This is a genomic window from Pontixanthobacter gangjinensis (assembly GCF_009827545.1).
Taxonomy (GTDB): domain Bacteria; phylum Pseudomonadota; class Alphaproteobacteria; order Sphingomonadales; family Sphingomonadaceae; genus Pontixanthobacter; species Pontixanthobacter gangjinensis.
Genome location: NZ_WTYS01000001.1, coordinates 1372514 through 1397273, shown reverse-complemented (window position 1 = coordinate 1397273; position 24760 = coordinate 1372514). Strand labels below are relative to the sequence as shown.

General features: G+C 55.4%; 10 protein-coding genes. 3 read left to right on the top strand and 7 right to left on the bottom strand.

The features are described from left to right. Positions 1-21: 21 nt before the first annotated feature. From GRI36_RS06550 to GRI36_RS06520, 7 genes are all read right to left on the bottom strand, one after another. On the bottom strand, positions 22-10563 hold the full coding sequence (locus tag GRI36_RS06550) for a hypothetical protein (protein WP_160597730.1): 10542 nt from the start codon (positions 10561-10563) through the stop codon (positions 22-24). A 206-nt stretch (positions 10564-10769) separates the two neighbouring features. Further along, positions 10770-12605, bottom strand: coding sequence for a ShlB/FhaC/HecB family hemolysin secretion/activation protein (locus GRI36_RS06545; RefSeq protein WP_160597729.1), 1836 nt, complete (start codon positions 12603-12605; stop codon positions 10770-10772). After that, complete coding sequence (locus GRI36_RS06540; protein WP_160597728.1) at positions 12602-15751, bottom strand: CHAT domain-containing protein; 3150 nt, start codon at positions 15749-15751, stop codon at positions 12602-12604. Before GRI36_RS06540 ends, GRI36_RS06545 begins: the two co-directional genes overlap by 4 nt. A 197-nt stretch (positions 15752-15948) precedes the next feature. Then, complete coding sequence (locus GRI36_RS06535) at positions 15949-16623, bottom strand: nitroreductase (RefSeq protein WP_160597727.1); 675 nt, start codon at positions 16621-16623, stop codon at positions 15949-15951. 51 nt (positions 16624-16674) lie between these two features. Then, positions 16675-18495 carry a cobaltochelatase subunit CobT gene (gene cobT, locus GRI36_RS06530; protein WP_160597726.1) on the bottom strand — a complete coding sequence of 607 codons (1821 nt, stop codon included), beginning with the start codon at positions 18493-18495 and terminating at the stop codon, positions 16675-16677. A 5-nt stretch (positions 18496-18500) separates the two neighbouring features. Then, positions 18501-19154, bottom strand: coding sequence for a fructose-6-phosphate aldolase (fsa, locus tag GRI36_RS06525; protein ID WP_160597725.1), 654 nt, complete (start codon positions 19152-19154; stop codon positions 18501-18503). A 185-nt stretch (positions 19155-19339) separates the two neighbouring features. After that, complete coding sequence (locus GRI36_RS06520) at positions 19340-20050, bottom strand: DUF4197 domain-containing protein (RefSeq protein WP_160597724.1); 711 nt, start codon at positions 20048-20050, stop codon at positions 19340-19342. A gap of 81 nt (positions 20051-20131) precedes the next feature. On the opposite strand from GRI36_RS06520, the gene GRI36_RS06515 reads away from it, so the two are divergent. The 3 genes from GRI36_RS06515 (at position 20132) to GRI36_RS06505 (ending at position 24643) form a co-directional block, all read left to right on the top strand. Beyond that, positions 20132-22297 (top strand): primosomal protein N', encoded by a 2166-nt coding sequence (locus GRI36_RS06515; protein ID WP_160597723.1) that lies wholly within the window; start codon positions 20132-20134, stop codon positions 22295-22297. A 63-nt stretch (positions 22298-22360) separates the two neighbouring features. Then, positions 22361-23959, top strand: coding sequence for a hypothetical protein (locus GRI36_RS06510; protein WP_160597722.1), 1599 nt, complete (start codon positions 22361-22363; stop codon positions 23957-23959). A 45-nt stretch (positions 23960-24004) separates the two neighbouring features. After that, positions 24005-24643: a glutathione S-transferase family protein gene (locus tag GRI36_RS06505; RefSeq protein ID WP_160597721.1), complete on the top strand. Its 639-nt coding sequence runs from the start codon at positions 24005-24007 to the stop codon at positions 24641-24643. Positions 24644-24760 lie beyond the last annotated feature (117 nt).

The following is a 24760-nucleotide window of genomic DNA, read 5'->3' as shown; positions in this document are numbered from 1 at the left end:
CAGCGGGTCAAGACTCTGCCTTTACTCCGCTGGCTCTAGCTCCTCTTCCGAGAGCGCCGTGCATGTTTCATCATCCGTTTCGCATTCGTCTTCGCTGACCCACAAATCCTCGTTACCTGCGCCAGTGACTGGCTCGTTAATCAAGGGATCCAGTTCGCGCTGCGGGTCGTCACGGAATTCGATAATCATGGTATCAACCGCTAGGCCAGCTTCTGTTTCATCCTCGATTTCTTCTTCAATCAAGTCCGCAAGCGGATTTTCAATCGGACCGCCAGAACCGTTCGTGCCGGGCGATGGAGGAATAATTACGCAGCTGGCAGGATTGGCGATCAAACAACCATTGATAGTCGAGGCTTGATCTGCCGGCGTAGTGATGTTCACCGGCTCGATTGCATCGATGCCAGTATTACCCCCGACAACGCCATTAATCACGACCCCAATCGGAGCTGTTGCATCGCCGTCATTAATCGTCACATTATCGGCGACAAAACCGCGCCGGTCGTCAAGGTCGGTACCCGCACCACTATTCTGGATCAGCAATTCATTATCAATGTTGAAGGTGAGATTGGTCGCTTGGAAGTACCCTTCATCTCGAACAATTCCATCATTCTGGCCAAGGCGTGTGTCAGCATCCGTTACCGAGGCCCCGGAAATATCGGCTGCCGCAGATGCACTGACAGCAACGATTGACGGGGCAAACAAATCGATGGTGCCAGTAAGGATGTTGGCATCATCCTCGATCCGCAAATTACCTGTGCCCACGTCGACATTGATAAAATCAGCGGCGAATACAGCTAGGGTGCTGTCCACTGTGGCATTTAAGATATTGAGATTGCCGATAACTTCGACACTGGCACCTGCATCCAATGTCAACGTTCCTGCCGCACCCAAATTGCCATCGGTTGCACTCGGGCTGGTCGAGTTATCAATCACCAAAACACTAAGGTCATCGACGATGATGTTCCCGCTGCCGGTGCTTAATAATTTTGCATTGATCGTAATATCGCCCCCGCTGAAGACGCGCGAGAATTCGTCATTATCAAGCTCAAACACACCAGTTTGTCCGCCAACCCCGCCAAGCACGATGTCATTCTCGCTTGCGATCAATATACTGTTGGTCGCATCGCTCCGACCGAGTGCGCCCAAGGTGCCAATGTTTATATCTGCTGCAATAACTTCGATGTCCTGACCCGACGCGGTCGCCTGCAGGTCGAGCAAATTGCCCGCGTCGAGGGTTAGCATCGCGTCAGCACCGACGAAGGAGTTTACGATCACGTCGGTCGCAGCAATAATCGCGACATTACCCCCGCTGGACGTAACCTGCTGTGTACCCTGAAATCCGCCCGGATTGTTTAGATTAATTGATACAGGCTCATTGATCGTCACTGACCCACCTGTGCTGGTCAGGTCAATATTATCGGGGGCGATGGCACCTTGGACATCGAGGTCGCCTGCCACCGAAATGTCGATCGCACCCAATGTAGCCTGCGCTGTCACTGCAAGATCACCGGCCGAGCGCAGCACTATTGATCTGCCCTCTGCCGTGACCAGATCTGTGATATCAATGTCCTGATCGACTACGACATTTCCGTCAGGCGCAGCAAGTTCTGCATCATTGCCAGACAGTGTGCCGATCGTAATTCCGTTCTGCCCGAATACACTGACGACGCCTTGTCCTGATTGCGCCGCCGATACGGTCTCCACATCAAATGCGCCTCCAGAATCGACATTTACGTTGGCTCCACCTGAAATTGACCCCGCCGTAACATCGCCGTTGATTGTGTCTATATTGAGATTGAGAGCGGAAGTAGCATTGTCAAAAGTGACGTCGCCATCCGATCCTATTTGCAACACTCCACCCGTATTGATGGAAATACCGCTGAGTGCGCCACCTTGGGCGATGATCGATACCGCACCAACTGCATCCAATTCCGTAAATGTGACATCGCCAGAGCCGCTAGAAATTCCGATTTGTCCACCTGCGAAAATAGCTTGCGCGGCAACCGAGCCAGCCGCAGAATTAATCGACACGGCTCCGCCGGTATCAATATTGCCCGTTCCAGCGACATCCCCAGTCGCAAGGAAATCGAGCGAGCCAGCTACGTTGATTGCGCTGAAAGAAATTGTTCCGCCAGCATTTGCGTCAAAGTCTCCGCCACGCACATCTGTTTGTGCAATTGCAATGTCGGCAACGGCATCCACCGCAAAGCTGCCGCCAAAGTCCGCGACGCCCGTCAGAGTAACCGATCCGAGCGAATTGATGCTGCTTGTTCCAGGTCCCGCAGTTATGGCGTTACCTGAAATGTCGAGATTACCTGGAGCACTATTGCTTGGACTTAGCGCCGTCTCCAATGTCACAGTTGATCCGGCAATCAATGCCGCAAAGTCAATCTGACTGGCAAGCACATCTATCACCCCCCCGGCCGCCGAATTGCCAAGATTGGCTATGCCGCCAGTGTTGATGATAATGTCGCCACCAGTGATAATCGAATTCAATCCAGTGGTGAAATCGCCAATTGCAGTGCCAGTAAAGTCGTTTGTCGCTTCAGCATGATCGACCATAATCGAACCGGCTGCGTCCAGTGTTACTGAATCATCAGATATAAGATTTGCGAAATTCGCGTCGCCCGCTGTCGCCATCGCACTAATTGTTCCGCCCGCCAGAATCTCGCGCACTGTAACATCTTGACCGTTGACCGAAACTGTACCGAGCGCATCGATGGTATTGCCTGTAACGTTTCCTCCAGCGGTCATGTTGACATCAGCGGAGCTTGTTGCGCTACTGAAATTAATGTCGCTGCCTGCGGAGACTAAAAAGGACCCGCCCTGCGTTCCGAGATTGCCGAATGTTGCAGAATCAGCAGCGTCGAAGTCAATTCCTCCGCCAACGGTCACAATGCCATTTCCGGCAATATCGCCAATGGTCGCGTTTATTGACAAATCGCCGCCGATAGACCCGTTGTCGAATATTACTGACGCACCAATGATGCTGGTGTTGCCGCCGCTGACGGCGTTGGAAACCGTCGGCGTGCCGAACGCTGCGATTGCTATGTCATTGGCCGCATCAATCGTACCGAATGTTGCATCACCCTCTGTCGCATCCGCGCTGACCGAACCGCCTGAGGTCACATCCCCAATATCGATAGCAAGCGCGGCGAGCGTTACATCGCTATCGCTGTCAATATCGCCATTCCCGCCATTTTTGCCAATCGACCCCAGCGCCGCGCTTAGGTTGATTGCATTGGGAGAAGTTAGGCTGCCAAACAGAATATTGCCGCCGCTGGTCAGGTCGATAGTGTTACCCGCTGCATTGCCAATTGCAATACTGCCGCCGTCAAGGTTCAATATATTTCCGGCATCCAAATCGCCGCCATTTATTGGGCCAGTCGCAGTGAAATTGATGGTCGCGCTGGCCTGCGCGCCGATGAAGTCAATTGCACCTCCGGCATTGGCGTCGATGTTTCCGTTTGTGGTCGCAAGCGTTCCCAAATTTAGATCGTTTGTTGCATCAAGATTGATGTTTTGGCCCACGTTCATGGTGCCATTGATCGTAAGATCACCAGCGGTCGCGTCGGCGGTCAGGTCTAGATCGATTGTACCGCCGATCAGTGTGACATTACCTCCGACGATGCTCGCTCCACCGCCACTTTGAATGTCAGCTATTTCGGCAGGGCCGGTAGCAGTCACTGCGATGTCCGCGGCGGCAATCAGAGTTCCTGCATCGACCCCCGAACCGTCTAGTATGACATTGCCAATTGAATCGGCATTTGCGATCCGTACGATGCCGCCTGCATCCAAGGTCACATCGCGCGGGCGGCCGCTGATAAGATTGACATCACTCGCCGCGCTATTGCCGGTTATATCGCTCACAGCGGTAATATCGACTACAAGCCCGGTTACAATATCGAAGATCGCGTTCTGCGCTGAATCAAGGTCAAAGAACCCATTTGAGTCCCATGTGCCTAGTGTGACATCGCCCAATGTCGATGTGAGCAGAGCCAGTCCATTTGAAATACCATCGCCAATCAGAATTGTACCGCCGGTAATGGTGCTCGATCCGCCGGAATTGGCTTGGACAATATCGGCCAAACCGCCGACAATGACGTTGATATCGGTGCCTGCATCGAGCAAATTCGTATCGAGCGCAGCGGCACCAACAAAAATACTTGCAACCGTATCGATCTGATCGACGCTAACTGAGCCCGGTGTGGTGATCTCGACATTGCGCGGACGCCCGCTGACTAAAGTGACATCGGTCGCAGCGCGCACGCCGGTTACATTACCATTGGCAAGTATCGACATTGCACGTGCGGTCAAAGTGCCGAAGTCTACTGTGGTGTTCGAATTGATATCGAGGAAATTCTCGCTATCAAATGTTCCGATATCCACCGCACCGATGGTGGAATTGATCACTGAAGTTCCGCCACCAGCTACGCCACCGCCCAACAGTATTTCCGAGCCAGTCAAACTCGTCTCGTTGCCGCTGTTACTTGTTCCGATAACTATCGCGCCTGGCACGGTTACCGTAATGGTGCTTCCAGCATCGACTGAATTTCCGGCAAAGGACGCGCCGCCAGCGATCACATCATCGACAGCGCTGGCGCTATCGATATCGATTGCCCCAACAGCGCTCAGATTCACATTGCGGGGTGTGCCGCTGATAATTGTGCGGTCAGCCGCTGCACTGCCACCGGTAATGCTTCCGCCTGAACCTAGGTTTATTACCAACCCTGTCAGATCGGAAAAGTCGATATCACCCGATGCGCTAACAGTGAGGATCTGTTCAGAATTGACCGCTCCCAGCGATATCGCACCGCCCATCGCATCAATGTCGATGTCCTGAACAGCATCTCCATTAGCCAGAATAACATCTGAACCGAATAATGCGATGGAGGTTTCACTGATTGCCGATCCAACATCGATTGTCGCGCCAGTACTTACCGTAACGCTCTCTCCGGCAAGCAAATCAGCGGTCAGTGATTGGCCTGTGATCACCAGCCCGTCAATCGCTTCGACATCGCCCACAGCAATGTCACCAAAGGCGTTTATTTGGACGCTTTGGACAGCAAGTATATCAGCGCCTGTCAGCGTCAGATTGGCAGATGTGACGTCGCTGCCAGCGTCGATTGTAATATTGCCTGTACCCTCGCCATTTTGGATATCGATGCCAAGAGTCGCATCAAGATCTAGATCGCGTCCGGCAATCAGATCGCCGATGCCAAATATGGAACCTATGCTAGCGTTGATAATGATGTCCCGAAGGGAATTAACCGTGCCAAAAGTGATATTTTGCGCGGCTAAATTGGCATCACGGCCCGCCGAAGCGATAAAGCCAGCGCCGAGATCAATATTGGTCGCGGCATTGGCAATGATGTCGTTGCCGGTATCAATCGAAATGACGCCGCCAACATTGTTGGTGTGCGTTCCGGTTATTACTCCTCCTGATGTCAGCAGAGCATCGCCACCAACCACAATTTGACCATCGCCATCAAAATCAAAAATGATGTCGCCCGATACCGTCGCGTCGACATTGTTCGTGACCGTTATCGGACCGCTGTCGCTGCTTATGATAAGCGATGGTGTTGCCGCAGTGCCTGTGACCGTCGCGGTCAGCGAGGTCATGCTGATCAGACCCGCAGGATCGGCCGAACCGTCTGAAATAACAATCTGGCCGCCAGTTGTATTCCCGATTACGGTACCACCGCCAGCAAGACCCGGTGCGTCAATCGATACATTTCCAAGCGTGATTATGCCCGGGCTACCGTCAAATGTCTCAAGGGTCGGGCTGCCACCAATCCCGTCTCCGCCATTGCCGCTGGGCCCAAACGTAGCATTGCCATCATCGCCCCCGAGCCCGCCATCACCGCCAAAGCCTATGGCCGACAACTCCACATCTCCACTGCTTACTGTGCCTCCCAGCGCGCGCAAAATGGGCGATCCGCCGATTGCTGCTCCGCCGTTGCCGCCAGTCCCTTGAACGCCGCCACTGGTTAGATCCAGACTGCCACCCAATCCGCCGCTACCGCCAAATGCATTGGATGTCAGTGAGAATGGACCGACCGAGATCGGTTGCAAAGTTATGGTGCTTCCGCTCCCAGCTTCTACAATCTTTGCTCCGCCCGACGCATTACCGCCGGCCCCTCCATCGCCACCAGTCCCGCCCAAGAAATTGTCGCCGCCAGTTCCGCCAGCGCCGCCTATGCCTAGCGTATCCATGCTGACCGCGAAATCATCCAAGGTAAATGTCGCATCCACACCCGATGTCGCAAAGGTCGCAGAACCGCCCAGGCCTTCACCGCCTGCACCACCTGTCCCGCCAGCCGCGATAGAATCACCCGAACCGCCAGATCCACCGGAGCCGCCGGCCCCTGCTGCACCAAGCCGAACACCGCCAAATGATGGGAGCAGAGCGCCCGACCCGCTTGCTTCAAACCGTACATTTCCGCCTTCGCCGAAACCGGCATCACCTCCGCTTGCCCCTGTAGCTGCGCCCGAGCCAGCGCTGCCGCCATCGCCGCCACTTCCGACAGCTTCCAGCACGAATGAGTCAAAGATCTGAATATCGGACCCTGTCGCAAGAATAACATCACCGCCTAGGCCAAAGCCGCCACTTCCGCCGGAAAAGCCGCTATCCCCGTCGCCGCCCGCCGCGCCCATGCCATTAGCTGTGGCGATCAATGCGCCAGACGACAATGAAGCACCCGTTCCGACCGAGATATCGACCGTACCACCCAGTCCTCCGCCTCCATCCGAGCCTATTGTACCTGACCCGAAAAGACCGCCCTGCGCATTGCCATCTGCGTTGATTCTCAGCGAGCCAAGCGAAGCTCCGCTTGCATCACCAACTGCAAAAGAAACGCTTCCACCCTCGCCAAACGCGGCGTCATTCGCGCCTCCAGCAGCCGTCGCTGAACTATCCAAATTCAAATCGCCAGCAACAATTAGGTTGGCGCCATTGATCACTGTAACGTCAATTGCGCCTCCGGTTGCCCTGCGACTGATAGATTCTTGCCGAGAATCGAATGCGCCGTTGGCAACTGCCGAAACATTCAACGATCCGTTTGTACTCAGAGTTGTGCCCAGCCCATCAGCGGTCAGATTTATATCTCCGCCGGTCGAAGCGCCGTTGATCCCTGGAAAAACTTCACCAAATTCAGCAAAGCCACCGCCGAAACCGCCGCTTGCAGAAGCATCGACACTCGCAAAGCCTGATGCCCCTTCAATATCGAGCGTACCACCTGCTTCTGCAGTAAGAGCGATCGAACCACCTTGCGCGGATCCCGCCGAGCCTCCGCTTCCGTTTTGGACAAATCCATTACCAAAATTACCGCCATCGCCGCCACTCGCTGCTGCAATCACGCCCGAATTGAGGAACAAGCTGACTGATGCACCATTTCGGGATATTACAACGGCATTTCCGCCCGTCGCGTCACCGCCAAGCCCGCCATCGCCGCCGACCTGGCCGAAGCTTCCACCGTCTCCACCATCCCCGCCAATCGCTTCGGCACCCAGCGTGGTTTCAACAGTCGTGTTGTAATTGGCATTGGGGCCGTCAGCGATGAGGCTAGAGGTACCAGCATTGGCGCTACCACCGTTACCCCCTGGGCTATTCTCCAAAATCGAAGAGCCGCCAGTGCCGCCTACCGCAAGTGTATCAATCGCAACGCTTCCGGCAACAATTTGCGCGTCGTTGATGTTGACCGCCGCAATACCGCCGGCAGCATTACCACCATTACCGGCAATATCGCCAAATCCGCCATTGCCGCCCGCTGCCCTCGCCACTGCTACATAGTTGCGCTCTGAAGTGTCATCCTGATTGAGATTAATAATCGCCGATCCGGCCGTCGCATCGCCGCCTGCTCCGCCAGCCGAGGCAGCACCACCGCCTGATTGCGCATTTCCGCCCGCCCCGCCAAATGCGTCAGCCACGACTGCGACAGTGGTTACAGTAAGATTACCCGACGTGTCGTTAAAAACCGCAGAACCGCCAATTGCAGCACCGCCGATGCCGGCATTATTGGCGGGGTCTATTCCTTCTAACTCAATGATAAAACGTTCAGCTGACCCACCGCCAGCCCCGCCAAATCCGGTCGAATCAACGATAATCCCGGCGGCAGAAATCGTGGCAGAGCCATCCATATTAAATGTTGCATTGCCGCCGACGCCGCGCCCGCCATTGCCGCCGTCGCTGCCATTCCCATCACCGCCGATGCCTTGATCGGAAGAGGTGTTGCCAGTCGCCGTTACACTGATCAACAGCGCTACATTCAACGTTCCCGATGTCGCGTTGAACGTGGCGTTGCCGCCAAATCCGTCACCAGCGCTACCTCCATTTGTCCCAAATTCGCTGGAACCATTGGCACCATCGCTACCAATACCGATGGATTCAACGTTTATACTTTCGACGGTTGCGTTGCCACCATCAACGGTGAAGGTCATATCACCGCCTACGCCGTCGCCACCGTCACCCGCAGATGGGAAGCCCGTTGCAGCCGCGAGCCGTTGAACGCCAAAGCCGCCCACTGTGTCGGAGTTGCCGGCTTCCAAGCTATTGAGATCGGGAGCATCGCCGCCAATCCCGGTGCTTTTCAGATCAACCGCGCCAAGCGTCAGATTTCCACCCTGAAACATCAGGTCAATCGCGCCGCCGCTGCCTTTGCCGCCCGCACCATCAACGCCCGCTGCGCTGTTATTGATTGTCAATGTGCCGCCGTTGATCGAACCGTCTTTGCCAACGCGCATTGTGAATGCGCCGCCTTGGTAATCGCGCCCATCGCCAGTCTGGCCAAGCGCGGATCCGGTGGCAGAGGATCGCGCATCCAGCAATAATGCGTCGAACGAGAAAGTCCCATTTTCAATGGCAATTGCAACGCCGCCAGCTTCGGTTGTTATGAAATCCGAACCTGACGCGGCCGAGCTGTCAATCGCGATTGCGCCGCCAACGCTGAGGCCATCGGACGATCCGGTGTCATTGACCGAAAGGTTGACGGTACTGCCGCCCGCCTCGGTAATAATGCCATCGGTACTCGCATCAATAATCAGATCGCCTGCAACAGCAATCGAAGCTCCGATGCCACTTGCCGAAATATCGACTTGACCGCGCTTCAAAGTCGTATTGCGATCACCTTCAACGCTCACATTCAGAGTCAGGTCACCAGCAATGTGAAGTGTGCCAGCGGATGCAACCTCAATCATTCCGCCTGACGTTCCAGCGGCGCCCGCAATGATCTCCAGATCGCCGCTCACGGTCGTGGTGCCGCCTGCACTCGCGCCAAAACGAACGCGATCGCTAGCTGAAATTACTGTATTACCGGTCAACGTCGCATCGGCCACATGAACCGAGCCTCCGGCGCCAGCTGTCAGGATGATCTTGCCATCCTCACCCACTGTCACGCCCTCAGCTGGCTGGTATCCGATATCACCGCCAACAAGCATGGTCATCGCGAAATTCTTTGGCACCGCAACCATCGAAATAGCACGCGGATCACCACCCGACAGCGCTGGGCCGCTAGTGGTGCCAGTGTGCACGATCCCGTTGGCATCGCTGGTCCCAACATCAACGCTAATATCGAACAAGCCGTTATTTATGGTGAGCTGGGCCTGTTCCGCGCCAACGTATGCGATGGAGCCAGCACTGGTGACCGTACCATGCTGCTCAACCCGCGGTGCAACCACCGCAAAGTAGCTGTCTGTTAAAATGTTCGCGCCGCGTTCAATAATCACACCGCTAGCAGGATTGGCAACACCGCCGAAATTCATTCGGTTTCCGCCAGCGCCGATGCTGTCCAACTGGCTGCTGGTCAGCATTAATCCGCCGACATTAAACGCGCCTTGCGAGCCTATGATGATCCCGCCGGGGCTGTAGAACCAGACATTGCCCCCTGTCGCGGCTCCGCCATTTACAGTGCTGGTGACCGTGCCGTCGATCCGGATTGCACTATCGAGCCTGCCTGTGAATAGCCGGTTGAGAACCGTATAATCTGATAGTGAACTGGTGAAGCCCAGCTTTCCGCCTGCGCCTAGGAATGTAACCGTATTACCCGCTGTGCCCGCAATAAAGGTGTCCCAATTGATAATCGCTGTGTTGGCCAGTAATTCGACGACATCGCCATTTGCGTCCGGGCGGAAATCGACTTCACCGCTGTTGAATTGAGCTGTGGCACGCGCATTTATCCCATCGCGCGATGCGTCGAAGTCTGGAGAGTTCGCCGCATTTCTAACAGAATCAAATGATGAACCAATTGTGCTGTTCGGTGAAGAAATCGGTGCAGCCGGAACAGGCCCTGAAGGTGATGGTGAGGTGGGCACAGTCGGCGGGGTTTGAGGCTCGTTCGGCATGGATGGCCATGACATCGTGGGAGCATCGAGCGAGAGGCCTTTCGCATCCATATAATATTTCGAGGCAATCGGTACCGGAACAGATTGCAACATACTGGTATTCGGTGTGCTAGGTATAGGAGGGTTGGAAACTGCTGCGCCGCGATTTTGCGGCATGGCGTCCGGCGCAATCTGCCCGAAAGCAGGCGTCGAAAGCAGGCTGGCAATAGCAATTGCTGCAGCCATAGCTGACCCTGAACCGAGCAATTTGCATCGCCCTTTGCGACGGTCGCTTTGTACGCTCGGCCTATTCAATTTACGGTTTGCTGTTGGTGCAACCATCAGTAGGTCCTCTCAACGCCGCAAGGGCGATTGCCGGCTTTATTCGGCACAATACTGTGCATCGAAGCTCTTAACTGGCGGTCAGCATTGCGATGCATCGTATCCACCATCTAACGGTTCCATGATCCAAGTTGGACTGACAAAGTTGCAAGCACTCGAACATCACCGCGGTCGGTTTGGAAAGGAGCGCGCTCCAGCGGGACCGCCGCAAATAAATCTAGATAGGTCAAGCGCCCCAAAGTCGCCCTGAACCCGCCGCCGGCAGAGCTGATTGTCTGCGGGTCACCGCCAACATTCTTGGTATTGACCGCCATTAAATCGAAAAACGCATATGGTTGAAAAGCCGATTTCCCCTGCGTTTCAGGCATTAAAGAACCATAAGCGATCTCGATCTGTCCCCCATAGCCGCTGTCGCCAATCACCGAACCGGGATCAAACCCGCGCCCTGCTGTATAATTACCGCCGGAGACTTGTTCGTAGCTAAGCAAGGCATCGGGCGAATATTGAAAGCGCGGTTTCACGCTGAATTTTAACAAGGGTGATGGCCGGAAGTCTAATTGCGCTTGTCCACGAAGGACAAGGCCGGTTGGGTCACCATCCAAACGCGAAGGCGGGACAAAACCCGGCGCAGTGCAATTGGCGAAGGCGGGTCCGCATGGCTTGCTAGCGCCGAATACATCAAACCCCTGACGGACTTCGGCCGATCCTGCGATTGCGAAGCGCGGTTCATTTGCCGAATACCCGCCTACCCCGCGCAAGCTACCTTCATCGACTGCGTTAAAATCAATCCGAGCATAAGCAACGCGAAGCCGGTCTCGGCTGAGCGGCAAATTGGAAAACTCCACATCTTGATCGATCAGGTCAAAACCCAACGTCCCGATCAGATTGGAGGTTTGCGTTCGCCGGAATGGATAGGCTGCATAGGCTGAGGCGATGAAAGTCTCGGAATCGAACAGGTTAGGCCCGGTAATGTCAGGCTGTGAAGAGGCAAAAGTCAGATTTCCGCCCAAGACAAGACCCTCGCTACCTACGCGAAATTCGTGCCCGGCCTGAAACACCAATTGCTCGTCAATATCGCTTGTTGCGAATACGCTTAAAGTGGTTTCGTCACCCAAGCCGGTAATGCCATTAAAACGCATCCGGGCAAGTGCGCCGAACCGTCCCACTGACTTCGATCCCAAATTTTGCATCGTAACGTCAGCAAAAAACGGTGTGCGGGATACGTTGAAAATCCCGACGACGTCACCCGGCTGCGCGTCGCCCTCGCGAGACGCTGGCTGCATGACCAGACGCACGTCTAGGCCCGGAATGTCACGAGCAAGAAGCAAGTATCGTTCCGCCTCATTGATATTGAAAACCGGCTGCTCAGCCAGCTTGTCGATATAGCGCTGCAACAATTTGCCCAAAGGACCTGCCTCGCCCCGAATTTGAACGGCACTCATCCGCGCCAGAACGACATCAAAGCGCACCACACCGCCTTCTATTTCCTGAACCGGAACTTGCACCGAAGCCAGGAATCCCGCCTGTCGCAAAATTGTTGCCGCGCGGTCGCGGATCTCGCAAATCGACGCGACCGGCAATTCCTGACCGATCAAATTGCGATAGGCTGGCGTGACAATTGCCGAGTCTATCGTGTCCAAGCCGCTAAACCGTGCTTCGGAAAGTGTCAGCCGGACTTCGGCAAATTGCGGGTCGGCTAAAGGACAGGGCGCGCGTTCTATATCGCCTTCGATGGCCACCGATTGACCTTCGGTGCGCAATTCCTGTTCCAATCGGTCGCGCTGGATTTCCTCTCGGGTAGTCGGCGTTACCGCTTGCGCAAATACTGCGCTGCTGCACAACATATAGGCCACTGCCGACATCGCGACTTGTCCGAACTTTAGCGCCCTTGAAGCCTCATGGCATCCGATCATTGATCCACCTTGCTTTTCGATGTTATTTTTCATTGGCTAATGGTTGCCTCGCCAGCGACAGCCAAGCTTGCCGGTGTCTCAGTCAATTCGGATGCAGCTTGTTGTGAAAGCAGCGGACGTGCTGCGTCGCCGATAATGGCAAAGCCGCCCCAATAATACGGGTGCGATGTCTCCGGATCGTCCATCAACAATTGGCGGGAATCATGCAAAGCGCGTCCGAGACCGGCGGTACGCCCTATTCGGAACATCTGGCTCATAAGCCGTTCGGTTGCACCAAAATCATCCGGGGCAGGCCAATGGCTTGCCATGATTGTACGGCCGCCAGCACCGATGAATGCGCGGACCAGACCATCCAGCGCGGTCCCCCCGCCGCTCGCCACACCTGCTGCGCGGGTCGCTTCGATACTCGCTTCGCCTGCAGTGTCGCAAGCTGACAAGATTACCAGATCAGCATCCAAATTCAGTTCAAAGATTTCCTCGAACGTTAGCAATCCGTCGGAACCTTCCCCGCCAAATGATGTCAGCAACGAAGGTTGCGCTGGGCAATCGGCATTCGGGGGGGTGACCAAACCATGCGTTGCAAAATGGATAATCCTGAACTGATCCAGATCATTCTTTTCACGAATGCTAGCATCGGTGAACGACGCGCCCGTGATCAGTTCAGAAGCCCCGGCACCGATGATTCCCTGCGCTGTAATCAATTCCGCATCATCAATCGGACTGTTCCAAAGCGACGCGTCCCATCCGCAATTATCATTGCCGCTAGCGATGACAGCTCTAATCTCAGCAGTCGGCGCTTCGCCAATCGGCTGGTTCTTGCCAAGTCCAAGATATTCCTGACTGGCACGGGACCGCTCCACCTTTCGCGCATCGACAAAAGCTTGCGCTGACACGGCGGTGCTGACCATCCGGCCTTTGGTGAACCAATTGACCCCTGTGAAATCAAACACATCTCCAGCTGGATCAGCGGCGCGCGCCTCATATGCAGCGACAGACTGGTCATCGGCGACTAATATCTCAATCGGCATTCTCAACATCGCCCCGTCGGGTTCGAAAATGAGGTGGTCGATAGCGCCAAGTTCGCCTGCAACCGGGTCGAACAATTTGAGATAGAGGTCGTGCGCAGTGCGCAGTTCGTAAGGATAAGTCACCAATTGGCCGCCTTCAAACAGCGAAATTGATGCCCGCAAGACGTCAACCTGAAATTCCAGATCGTCTACCGACATATCAACGCGGTAGGCCTTCGCGATTTTATTGTCAGTGTAAAACATGAATACGTCGTCGCCGACCATCGCAATACGTGCATAAGCCTCACCCGGCTTCAATGCGGCACGGAATTCATCAAGCTCAAGCGAGCGCGGTGCGATGACCCGATATTGCGGATATTCGCTCAATCGTGCCTGTGTCAGTATTTGAGATTGTTCGAGCCGGTCAATTTGATCCGCCAGCTCTGCGCGTTGTTGCGTCACCGCTGGCGTCTGTTGCGCTTTGGCCAAGGCCTCAAAGCGGATCCGGAGCCTTTCGATGTCACGGCCTAGATCAAGCGCCTGCCGAAACAAGCGCGATGCTTCATCCGAGTTTGCGCTAAGTTCGCGGGAAAGGACTGCCTGCGTTTCAGCAACGCCGGGCCTCACCAGCACTTGCGAGGCCTTAAAGAACTGCTGCGTGGCTTCGAGATCGCCGTCTGGGCTGTCGGCAAGAATGCGGAAATAGGGGCCAAGTTGATTGGCAAATCCGGTTATCGCATCGCGTGTACCCACAGCCCGGTCCACAACGCCGCGATACAGCTCCATCGCTTCATCCTGCCGCCCCTGGCGAAGCAGAAACGCTGCTAGTCTGGCCTGCACTGCGCTGACTGCGCGGCGCTCCGGATATTGCGCCTCCAACAGCGTCAAAGCGCTGCGCAAGTAATTTTCGGCTTCAGCCGGTTTGTCTTGCCTTTCGGCAATTACGGCAAGCTCGCTCAAAACTTGTGATCGCAAACGAGTAATAGATGTGACCCGGCCATCGCGCACAGCAGTAGCGCGACCATAGGCATCTATAAGGGAGGCGCGCGCTTGATCATATTGACCGCTAATCCGCTGTGCGGTGCCGCGCAATTGCAGCGCCTGTGCATCGATAATTTCGGCGCGTTCGGCGGGGGAAAGTTTCAGTTCGTCAACAAAGCCGAGTAAATTTCCGCCTCGTTCGCCCTGATTGATCCGCGCCGCCAGCGGCAACGTAATCGACAGCGAAGCTCGCTGTTGTACGATGCCCAAACTGGCACCTTCTAGTGGCCGATCAAGGCGGTCGATTGCTTCCGGAACGAAGCCCTGATTGAGCAAATGGATCGCTTCAAAATTGCGGTACAAGCGGTCTGTCACCGGATCGCCCGAAGTTTGCGCTTCGACTTGACCGAACAGCCGGTTGGCCTCTGCGAATTCGCCTAGATTGCTTTTTTGCAAAGCCCGGTTGACCAGAAATTCACCCGGATTGATGTCTGAATTACCTTCGCCTTCAAGCCGTTTCTGTAGCGTCTCGAAATAGGCGGCAGCCTCTGCATATTCACCGACCAGATTGCGGCGATACCCCTCGGCCAATGCCTGATCGGGCTGCAGCGTTCCTGCTTGCACCCGGGCAAAGGAAGCAGGGTCGGCAACCGACGTCGAAGCGGCATCAATAGTGCCCATCGCAATTGAATTTGTGACAATTGACCGCAGCGCAAGATCGGTTGCATCGTCATAAGCGGCGAACCCCTCTGCGACGTAGGTTGTTGCGCCAATACGGGAGACGACTTTGCTCCAATCGAGCCGGGTACCGGCGATTTTGCATTTGCTCCAATTCGAGCCCACGAACCGAGTGTCCGAGTTCGCCGTGACCTCACTCTCGCAGTCCAGCTGTGCTGTGCGCAAAGGGGCAGTTAGTGTGAAGGGGTCAACAGCCAGATCGCGAAATGCATAAAGGAAAGCGATCGGCTGCGCGCTATCGCGGCAAACCACAGCCCAGCGGCGGTCAAACATGGTCTGCTTGGCGGGGTTCCCGACGCTGCGATCCTGAACTTGGCAAAGTATCCCGCCAGCGTCACCAATCGGAAAGCTGTCACGCAGCAAAACGGGCTGGGATTGTTGCGCTGCCGCGACATTTCCGAATGAAACCGAGGCCAACAGAAGCGCTGGAAGGGTAATCTTATGTCGAATCAAGAGGTAGTCCCCTTCCCAAGGAACGTATCGCCGACGACAATCGTCAGCGTCTGATGTGCGACCATCTATGTTTTATTATGAAGGGATCCTACGCTTCCAAATGGGTTCTTCCTAGAAAATTTTGGACAAATTTCCGGTTTGGCACCATTTACTTAGGCGATAAGATCAGCAAGGCGGCAGCAAGTGGGATATCGGCTTTAGTTAAAGCCATGCCAGTTGATGGCCTCACCAAGGTCCGCCCGCGCAACATCAAACTGGTTAACCGGCGCATCAGGATCACGGTAACCGATGCCCATGCCGCAGAAGAATACATGATCTTCAGGAATCGACACAGCAGCTCGAATTTGTCTTGAGTACATCGCCCATGCTTCCTGCGCGCAGCTATCCAGCCCCTCTTCTCGCAGCAACAACATGATTGTCTGCAGCCACATGCCGATATCGGACCATTGCGGCGGCCCCATATATTTTGGTGTGTGGATGAGCATCATCACAGGCGCGCCAAACGCTCTGAAATTATTGGCAAACCACATCAACCGGCCCGCCTTGTTGTCGCGCGCAATATCCAGCGCAGCATACATATCTTCGCCCACCCCGCGGCGGCGCTGTTCATATGCACCGTCCAGGTCCTTGGGGTAAATATCATATTCGGGCGACCATGCCGCTTTGCCTTGCGGCAGAACCTCGGCAACCGATTGGAACAAAGCCTGCATCGGTTCGCCGGTGATAATCTCCGCATTCCAAGGCTGGGTATTCCCGCCAGAAGGGGACCGCTGTGCAGTTTTCAGCACTCGCTCAAGAATGGCGCGTTCGACCGGTTTGTCGAGAAATGCGCGGACGGACCGGCGGGATTGGACGGCTTCGGTGACGTTCATTGTTATCCCAACCTGGTTGTGTTTTCAGCTACAATACTGCTGTAAGGAAGGTTACTTCGCCTCGAACAATCCAGCAAGCTGATCGATAATAGTGCCGCCCAATTGCTCGACATCCATAATAGTGACCGCGCGGTCGTAATAACGGGTCACATCGTGGCCGATACCAATCGCAGCCAATTCGATGAGTGAGCTTTTCTCGATCCATTCGATTACGCGGCGCAGATGTTGCTCCAGATAACCGGCATTGTTCACGCTGAGGGTCGAATCATCGACCGGTGCGCCGTCGGAAATTACCATCAAGATGCGGCGGTCTTCATTGCGGGCGAGCAAGCGCCCATGCGCCCATAACAGCGCCTCGCCGTCGATGTTTTCTTTGAGTAATCCTTCGCGCATCATCAGGCCGAGATTACGGCGCGCCCGGCGCCATGGCTCATCGGCCTTTTTATAGATGATATGACGCAAATCATTGAGGCGGCCCGGTTGCGGCGGCTTGCCATCGGCGAGCCATGCCTCGCGGCTCTGACCGCCTTTCCAAGCGCGAGTGGTGAAGCCGAGAATTTCAACTTTCACTCCGCAACGTTCCAAAGTGCGCGCCAGAATATCTGCGCTGATCGCCGCGATAGAAATTGGCCGCCCCCGCATCGATCCTGAATTGTCGATCAGCAGCGTCACGACGGTGTCTTTGAATTCCTGATCGCGCTCGATCTTATAGCTGAGCGAATGGCCGGGCATGGTGACGACGCGCGCCAAGCGGGCGGCATCAAGCAGCCCCTCTTCCTGATCGAAATCCCAACTGCGGTTCTGTTGAGCCATCAGGCGTCGCTGGAGCCGGTTGGCCAGTTTGGTCACAATACTTTGCAAGCCGGTCAACTGGCTGTCGAGATAGGCACGCAGCCGGTCGAGCTCTTCGGTATCGCAAAGCTCGGGTGCTTCGATCACTTCGTCAAATTTGTCGGTGAAGTGCTTGTAGTCAAAGTCTCCGGGCAAATCGGTCCATGGGCGGTTCGGGCGGACTGGCATCATGCCCTCTTCGCCTTCGTCACCCATTTCGCCGTCGCTCATTTCCTCTTCGGAAGATTGTTCGGTTTCGCCGTCACTTGTCTCGTCGCTGTCGGTCGCTTCGCCAGCCATTTCGGCAGTTTGCGAATCAGCCCCATCACCGTCGTCGTCACTTTCGTCCTGCTCGTCGTCGTCCTGACCTTCCTCGTCTTCACCGTCCTCGTCGTCGGACCCGGAAGCTTCATCCTCTTTAATCAGCTCGAGGTGACGCAACATATCAAGCGTAAGCGACTGGAATGCTTGCTGATCATCAAGAGACAGGGCCAATGACTCGAAGTCGTCGCCAACCTTTTCCTCTATCCAGCCCCGAACTAGATCAACACCGGCCTGGGCGCGTTTAGGGATTGGCCTACCCGTCAGCTTTTCGCGCAGCAAAAGCGACAAGGCGGTCTGCACCGGAACGTCATTCTCGCTCTGCGCCCGGGTAATCGGGTCCGATGCTGTGCGTAATTCAACCGCAGCATCAAGATTGTCCGATATGCCGCTAAAATTGTTCGACCCGAGCGCCTCATACCGGACTTGCTCGACCACGTCATAGCAAGCGCGCGCCATCGGTTCGGACGGTGCATTCCGCGCATGGACTGCCGCATTGTGGTGCCGGAGTTTAAGCGCGAAACTATCAGCAAAACCACGCGCCTCGCGAGCCTGTTCAGGAGGCAGATTGCGGCCCGGCAACGGCACGCGGAAATTGGTGTCAGTCGATGACGGAGCATCCGCGCTCCACGCAACTTCAACCTCCGGCTCCCGCGACAAGGCGCGGCTTGCGCCAGTCAGTGCCTGTTTGAACAGATCAAGAGGTGTTTGGTCGGCCACTTAGATTAGAGGATCGACTGACCAGTCTTGGCCCAATCGGCCATGAACCCTTCGATCCCTTTGTCAGTCAGGATATGCTTGACGAGACCTTTGATAACTGCCGGCGGCGCGGTCATTACATCAGCCCCGATCAGCGCGCTTTCAAGCACGTGGGTCGCGTGGCGCACAGAGGCAACGAGGATTTCGGTCTCGAAATCGTAATTGTCATAGATGTGCCGAATATCGCGGATCAGATCCATACCGTTCGAGCCATTATCATCATGGCGGCCGACGAATGGCGAGATGAATGTCGCGCCGGATTTCGCAGCGAGCAGCGCTTGATTGGCGCTGAAGCACAAGGTCACATTGACCATCGTTCCATCCAAAGTCAGCGCGTTGCAGGTCTTCAGTCCGTCAATTGTCAGGGGAACCTTGATACAGACATTATCTGCAATCTTGCGCAGGACTTCGGCTTCTTTCATCATTGCAGGGTGATCGAGCGCAACCACTTCGGCGCTGACGGGACCATCGGTAAGGCCGCAAATCTCTTTCGTGACTTCCATGAAGTCACGTCCGGATTTGGCGATCAATGAAGGGTTGGTGGTCACGCCATCGAGCAAACCCGTTGCGGCCAGATCCTTGATATCATCGATTTCAGCAGTGTCAGCAAAGAATTTCATGGGAACGCTCCGGTAAGGCAAAATTGATTCGTGGCCGCTATATTCGGCAAATGGCCACTAAACCACCCTGACATATTGTAAGTCCACGCAACAATCGCGTCATCCCGGCGCGGGTTGGGATCTATTTTGAAAAAGTCAGACATTGTTGATAGCGATCCCGGGCTGCTCCGGGATGAGCTGAAATTTTACAGACCGGCGGCGACCCCAAACACCCCGATTAGCACCGGATCATTGGTGGCACGAGGATTGCGTCGGATAGCCGCCTCTTCGATGCCCATCTCGTTCCAAATTGCGTCGTTAATCTGGCCTGACAGTCGGCTTGCGACACCACCCACATCAACTCCGGAGAGGGACGAGATTGCCCGGCCTACTACGGGGTCACGCGCAAGTCGGATCGCCTGGCCCAATTCGGGCACCATAGCCTCGACCAGTTGCTCGCCCATTTCCCCGCGCAGGAAAGCCGTTGCGGCCGTTGGTCCACCACGCACCAAATCCGCTGCAGCCTGGATTCCTAACACACGCACAGCATCGGCAACCAGCGGCGCTGCACGTTCAGACCCTTCGACAGCCAAGGCCGCAAAGGCATCTTCAAGCTGATCTTTGAAGACTGCCGATGTGAGAATGTCTGACAAGATATTGCCGCGTGTGCCCATTATTGAGGCAAGGCCAATGCGGCCAACTTGTTGATCCCAGAAACCGCCTTCATTGGTCAATCGCGCAAAAGCGCGCTCGCTTGAAAGAAACAGCAATCGCCGGATTGCATCTGTGAAACCGAACCCCGGCAAGGCCGCACATCCAGACAAAGCTAGCGCACTCGCGCCACCTATGCCGCTAAGAAACAAGCGGCGGCCAATCGGATCACTGAAGGACAGGGGCTGTTTCGACAAATCGGTCATTCTTAACTCTCCAAAATTACATGCTGCCAGCAAACCAGCGGGGTGGACCGGCGCGCGCCGCCCCCATATTGGTCTTCTATTATGAACCGCGTCCGTCTCATCATATTCAATGCCGCCTTGGGCGCGCTCGATTATAAAGTGCCAAATGGCATGAATGTCGAGCATGGATCGGTGGTGGTCGCGCCATTAGGTCCTCGCCAGATCATCGGGATCGTGTGGGAGGAGGACCGGTTACCGGGAGATACAGTCGCCGAATCGAAACTGCGCCCGCTGCTCGAAGTGCTGCCGATCCCGCCGCTGCGCAAGGAATTGCGGCGTTTGATTGAATGGACCGCCGATTATTACTGCGCGCCATTGTCGTCAGTTGCACGGATGGTGCTGTCATCCGGCGGCGCAATGCGTGGTCCCTCGACCATGACCGAATACCGGTTGTCCGGCACCGAGCCTGAGCGGATGACACCGCAACGCGCAGTGGCGATGGACGCGCTGAAGAATGAACAGGCCACCATTCGCGAATTGGCAGAACTTGCCAGTGTCAGCGACGCCGTGCTGCGCGGGCTGGTCAATCAAGGAGTGCTTGAACCGGTCGAAGTCAATATCGACCGGCCTTACCCCAAAGCCAAAGCCGACTTCGACCAGCCGAAACTGTCGGAAAACCAGCAGGAGGTCGCCGACCGGTTCGTCGAAGCGGTCGAAGCTAGGACATTCGCGCCATTTCTGCTCGATGGGGTGACGGGATCGGGCAAAACCGAAACCTATTTTGAACCGGTTGCCGCCGCCCTTCGCACCAATCGCCAAGTGCTGGTGTTATTGCCGGAAATCGCCTTGACTGAGGCATTTCTTCGGCGGTTTGAGGACCGCTTCGGAGCTGTTCCCATTGTGTGGCATTCCTCGCTCAAGTCAACCGAGCGCCGCCGTGCCTGGCGTGCAATCGCCGGCGGAGAAGCGCAAGTGGTGGTCGGCGCCCGTTCGGCGCTGTTCCTGCCTTATGCAAACCTTGGCCTGATTGTGGTGGATGAGGCCCATGAGATCAGTTTCAAACAGGACGAAGGCGTGCGCTACAACGCTCGCGACGTAGCCGTCATGCGGGCAAGGTTCGAGAAGATTCCGGTTATCCTCGCCAGCGCGACACCTGCGCTTGAAAGCCTGCAAATGGCCGAAAGCGGGATTTATAAGCGGCTCGAATTGCCCAGCCGGTTCGGCGGCGCCACACTGCCCACCATTTCAATAATCGACCTCAATGAAAGCAAACCGGAACGCGGTCGGTGGCTCGCCCCTGAATTGGTTGAGGCGCTAAAATTACGGTTGGAAAAGGGCGAGCAGTCGTTGCTCTTCCTAAACCGCCGAGGCTACGCCCCACTCACCTTGTGCCGCAATTGCGGATATCGCTTCCAATGCCCCAATTGCAGCGCGTGGCTGGTTGAACACCGCTTTAGCCAGCGCCTCGCCTGTCACCATTGCGGCCACGAAACTCCGCCGCCGCCGACCTGCCCAGATTGCGGAGAAACCGATTGTCTGGTTGCCTGCGGTCCGGGTGTTGAACGCATCGCCGACGAAGTGGCGGAGATATTGCCCGAAGCACGAGTTTCCGTTGCTACATCCGATACTCTCAACACTCCTGAAAAGGCAGCTGCGTTTGTGGCTGAGGCAGAAGCGAAAGCAATTGATGTAATTGTCGGCACACAGTTGGTGACCAAAGGTTTCCACTTCCCGGAACTGACACTGGTTGGCGTGGTTGACGCCGATCTGGGCCTGGAGGGCGGTGATTTGCGCGCTGCCGAACGCACTTACCAGCAAGTTGCCCAGGTTGCCGGACGTGCGGGTCGTGGAAGCAAGCCCGGCGAAGTATTTATCCAGACGCGCCACAAGGACGCGCCCGTCATCTCTGCACTTGCCGCGGGAGATCGCGATGCGTTCTACGATGCTGAAACCGAAGCCCGGCGCGGCGCCGGTGCCCCACCCTTTGGCAGATGGGCCGCGATTATCGTATCGAGCGAAGACGAGAACGAAGCGAAGGAAGCCGCAAGAGCAATCGGCGGAACGCGCCCCAACTTGCCCGATGTAATGATCCTAGGCCCCGCGCCCGCGCCGCTTTCTCTATTGCGAGGTCGATATCGATACCGTCTGCTGATCAACGCGCGCCGAAGCGCACAAGTACAGGATATAATCCGATCATGGCTGGGCGATTTGAATTTTGGACGAGGTGTGCGAGTTAGCGTTGATATCGATCCGTATAGCTTTGTCTAAATAACTTTATTTGTAATCAGGCTTTATTACTGCAATACAGTACGCAGACCAAGGGGACTGTGCTTGTTAAAAATGGTTTTACTCCGCCAATTCGTTACAATTTGTGCGGCCTTGTTGATTGCCAGCCCTGCGGCGGCAGAAACTTGGTATAAGGCTCAGACGCACCACTTCACGATTTATAGCGACGGCAAAAAACGCCAGCTTGAAGATTTTGCGCATGAGGTCGAACGGTTCGATTCATTACTGCGCCTTCTATGGAATAAAGAGCCGCTACTGAATCCGAATAGGTTGACGATCTATCTTATCAAGGACGCCCAAGCTGTTGATGACTTGCTTGGCCCAAGAAACACCAATGTGGCCGGGTTTTATCGCTCTCAGGCACAGGGAAGTTTCGCGGTCGGCAACCGCAAAGTCAGCGGCAACAAAGCAGCGCTAAGCGGTAAGCGGGTGCTCTTCCACGAATACGCCCACCATTTCATGTTTCAGAATTTTGCGGTTCCGGCACCTGCTTGGTTCACCGAGGGCTTTGCGGAGTTCGTCGCGACTGCTGAGTTCAAGCGTAATGGCGAGTGGACTTTCGGCGCACCCGCGCTGCACCGCGTCAATGAAATCGAGTATTTCGGTGAAATCCCGATCCGCGATCTTTTGACCAATCGTCCTGCTCGCAACAGTGAAGGCAGTTCATTCTATGGCTGGTCGTGGGCTCTTACTCATATGCTTTATTCGCAGGAGATGGGTCGCGGCAAACTGGTTACGCAGTATATTAACCGGTTGAATATGGGCCAGGATCCGCTCGACGCAGCGGAAGAAACTTTTGGCGACCTCGACCAGTTCGACCGCAAGCTTCAAACCTATGTCAAACGGTCCATCGAATGGAACAAGTCACCCAACGCGCTCCCCTATCAAGACGGCGTCACAGTCACAGAACTATCAGAATATGACTCACAAATTACCGGACTGACCCTCCAGCGGCTTGGCGGGCATAACATGGAAGAGGTTCGCGAAGAGTTGCGCCAAGCGGTCGCAATGCCAGTTGCCACCAGCGAGGCTTGGTATCAGCTGGCTGAGGCTGAGTTCGCATTGGTACACGATGACGATGCTGACAGCGCCTATGACTTCACAGCGGCTATGGCAGCGGTTGATCAAGCTTTAGCCTTAGATGCCAGCCATATGAACGCCAATGTCCTCAAAGGTAATATCCTGCTAGAATCATTCGATCATGCTGAAAAACCCGATGAGGCGAATTGGGCCAGTTCGCGCGAATTCTTCAACAGGGCACGAGCCACTGACCCGCTTCATCCTTGGCCGCAATACTCATTCGCCAACAGCTATATCCGTGAAGGAGAATCTAATACCGAAGTGACTAAAGCACTTGAAATTGCGTTTGAACAAGCCCCGGAATCCAGCGAGCTGCGTTTCGCCGTCGCAATAGACAGGGCGAGGCAAGGCAATTTTGGCGAGGCGATTTCAATGCTGAAAATTTTGGCCAACAGCCCCCATGGCGGTGACGGCGCGCAGGAGACTATTGATCGAATAAATGAGATGATGTCAGGACAAACCTCTCGCTATGTTGATGATGATGACACTGGAACCGACGAAAGTGATGAGGGCAATGTCGCGGCGGATGAAGAAGAAGGTGACAGCGGCGGCGATGCCACCTAGCGAGGGCATGAACTCTCATTCAGGCACCCGAACAGGAGCACAGACATGCTGACAGTCCACCATCTTGGTATTTCCCAATCCGAGCGCATCGTCTGGTTGTGCGAAGAACTGGGCATCGAATATGATTACAAGCGGTATAATCGCCGCGAGGACAACCGGCTTGCGCCTGATGAATATAAGGCTCTGCACCCCATGGGCATCGCGCCAGTTATTCAGGATGGCGATCTCGTGCTGGGTGAAAGCGGCGCGATCTGCGAATATATCGACCGGAAATATGGCGGCGGCAAACTCTCTTTAACCCCCGATCATGCCGATTTTGCGGACCATCTTTTCTGGCTCCATTTTACCAACGGCACGTTCATGACCAATGGCATGATGCAACTGATGCTGTCGATGGCAGATGCGAAAAATCCGATGCCGGCCGGCTTCGTCGCAGAACGCACTTCCAAAGCGTGGCAAATGGTCGAGGCACGTTTGGGCGAAGCCGAATTTTTCGGCGGTTCGCAGCTAACCCTGGCCGACATTATGATGGTCTATTGCCTCACCACAGCACGTATGTTCCGCGAAGGCACTTTGGATGAATACCCAAACACTGCTGCGTATCTTCAGCGGATCGGCGCACGCGAAGCCTATCAACGCGCTTGGGAAAAAGCCGAACCGGGCACACCGCCGAACCTTACCTAAGCAAGTTGGACAGCAACCTGTGTTTGGGCCTCACTGGCTGTTTTGGTGCGGGCTAACCTGTCGAATTGCCTGTGGCAGCAAATGCTGCTGCAGAAACAGGCGAGGAAACCAGAGGTA

What these genes read in the sequence shown, in the direction of transcription:
- GRI36_RS06550 (WP_160597730.1), bottom strand. Translation starts at nt 10,563, where the DNA reads ATGGCTGCAGCAATTGCTATTGCCAGCCTGCTTTCGACGCCTGCTTTC.
- GRI36_RS06545 (WP_160597729.1), bottom strand. Translation starts at nt 12,605, where the DNA reads ATGAAAAATAACATCGAAAAGCAAGGTGGATCAATGATCGGATGCCAT.
- GRI36_RS06535 (WP_160597727.1), bottom strand. Translation starts at nt 16,623, where the DNA reads ATGAACGTCACCGAAGCCGTCCAATCCCGCCGGTCCGTCCGCGCATTT.
- fsa (WP_160597725.1), bottom strand. Translation starts at nt 19,154, where the DNA reads ATGAAATTCTTTGCTGACACTGCTGAAATCGATGATATCAAGGATCTG.
- GRI36_RS06520 (WP_160597724.1), bottom strand. Translation starts at nt 20,050, where the DNA reads ATGACCGATTTGTCGAAACAGCCCCTGTCCTTCAGTGATCCGATTGGC.
- GRI36_RS06515 (WP_160597723.1), top strand. Translation starts at nt 20,132, where the DNA reads ATGAACCGCGTCCGTCTCATCATATTCAATGCCGCCTTGGGCGCGCTC.
- GRI36_RS06505 (WP_160597721.1), top strand. Translation starts at nt 24,005, where the DNA reads ATGCTGACAGTCCACCATCTTGGTATTTCCCAATCCGAGCGCATCGTC.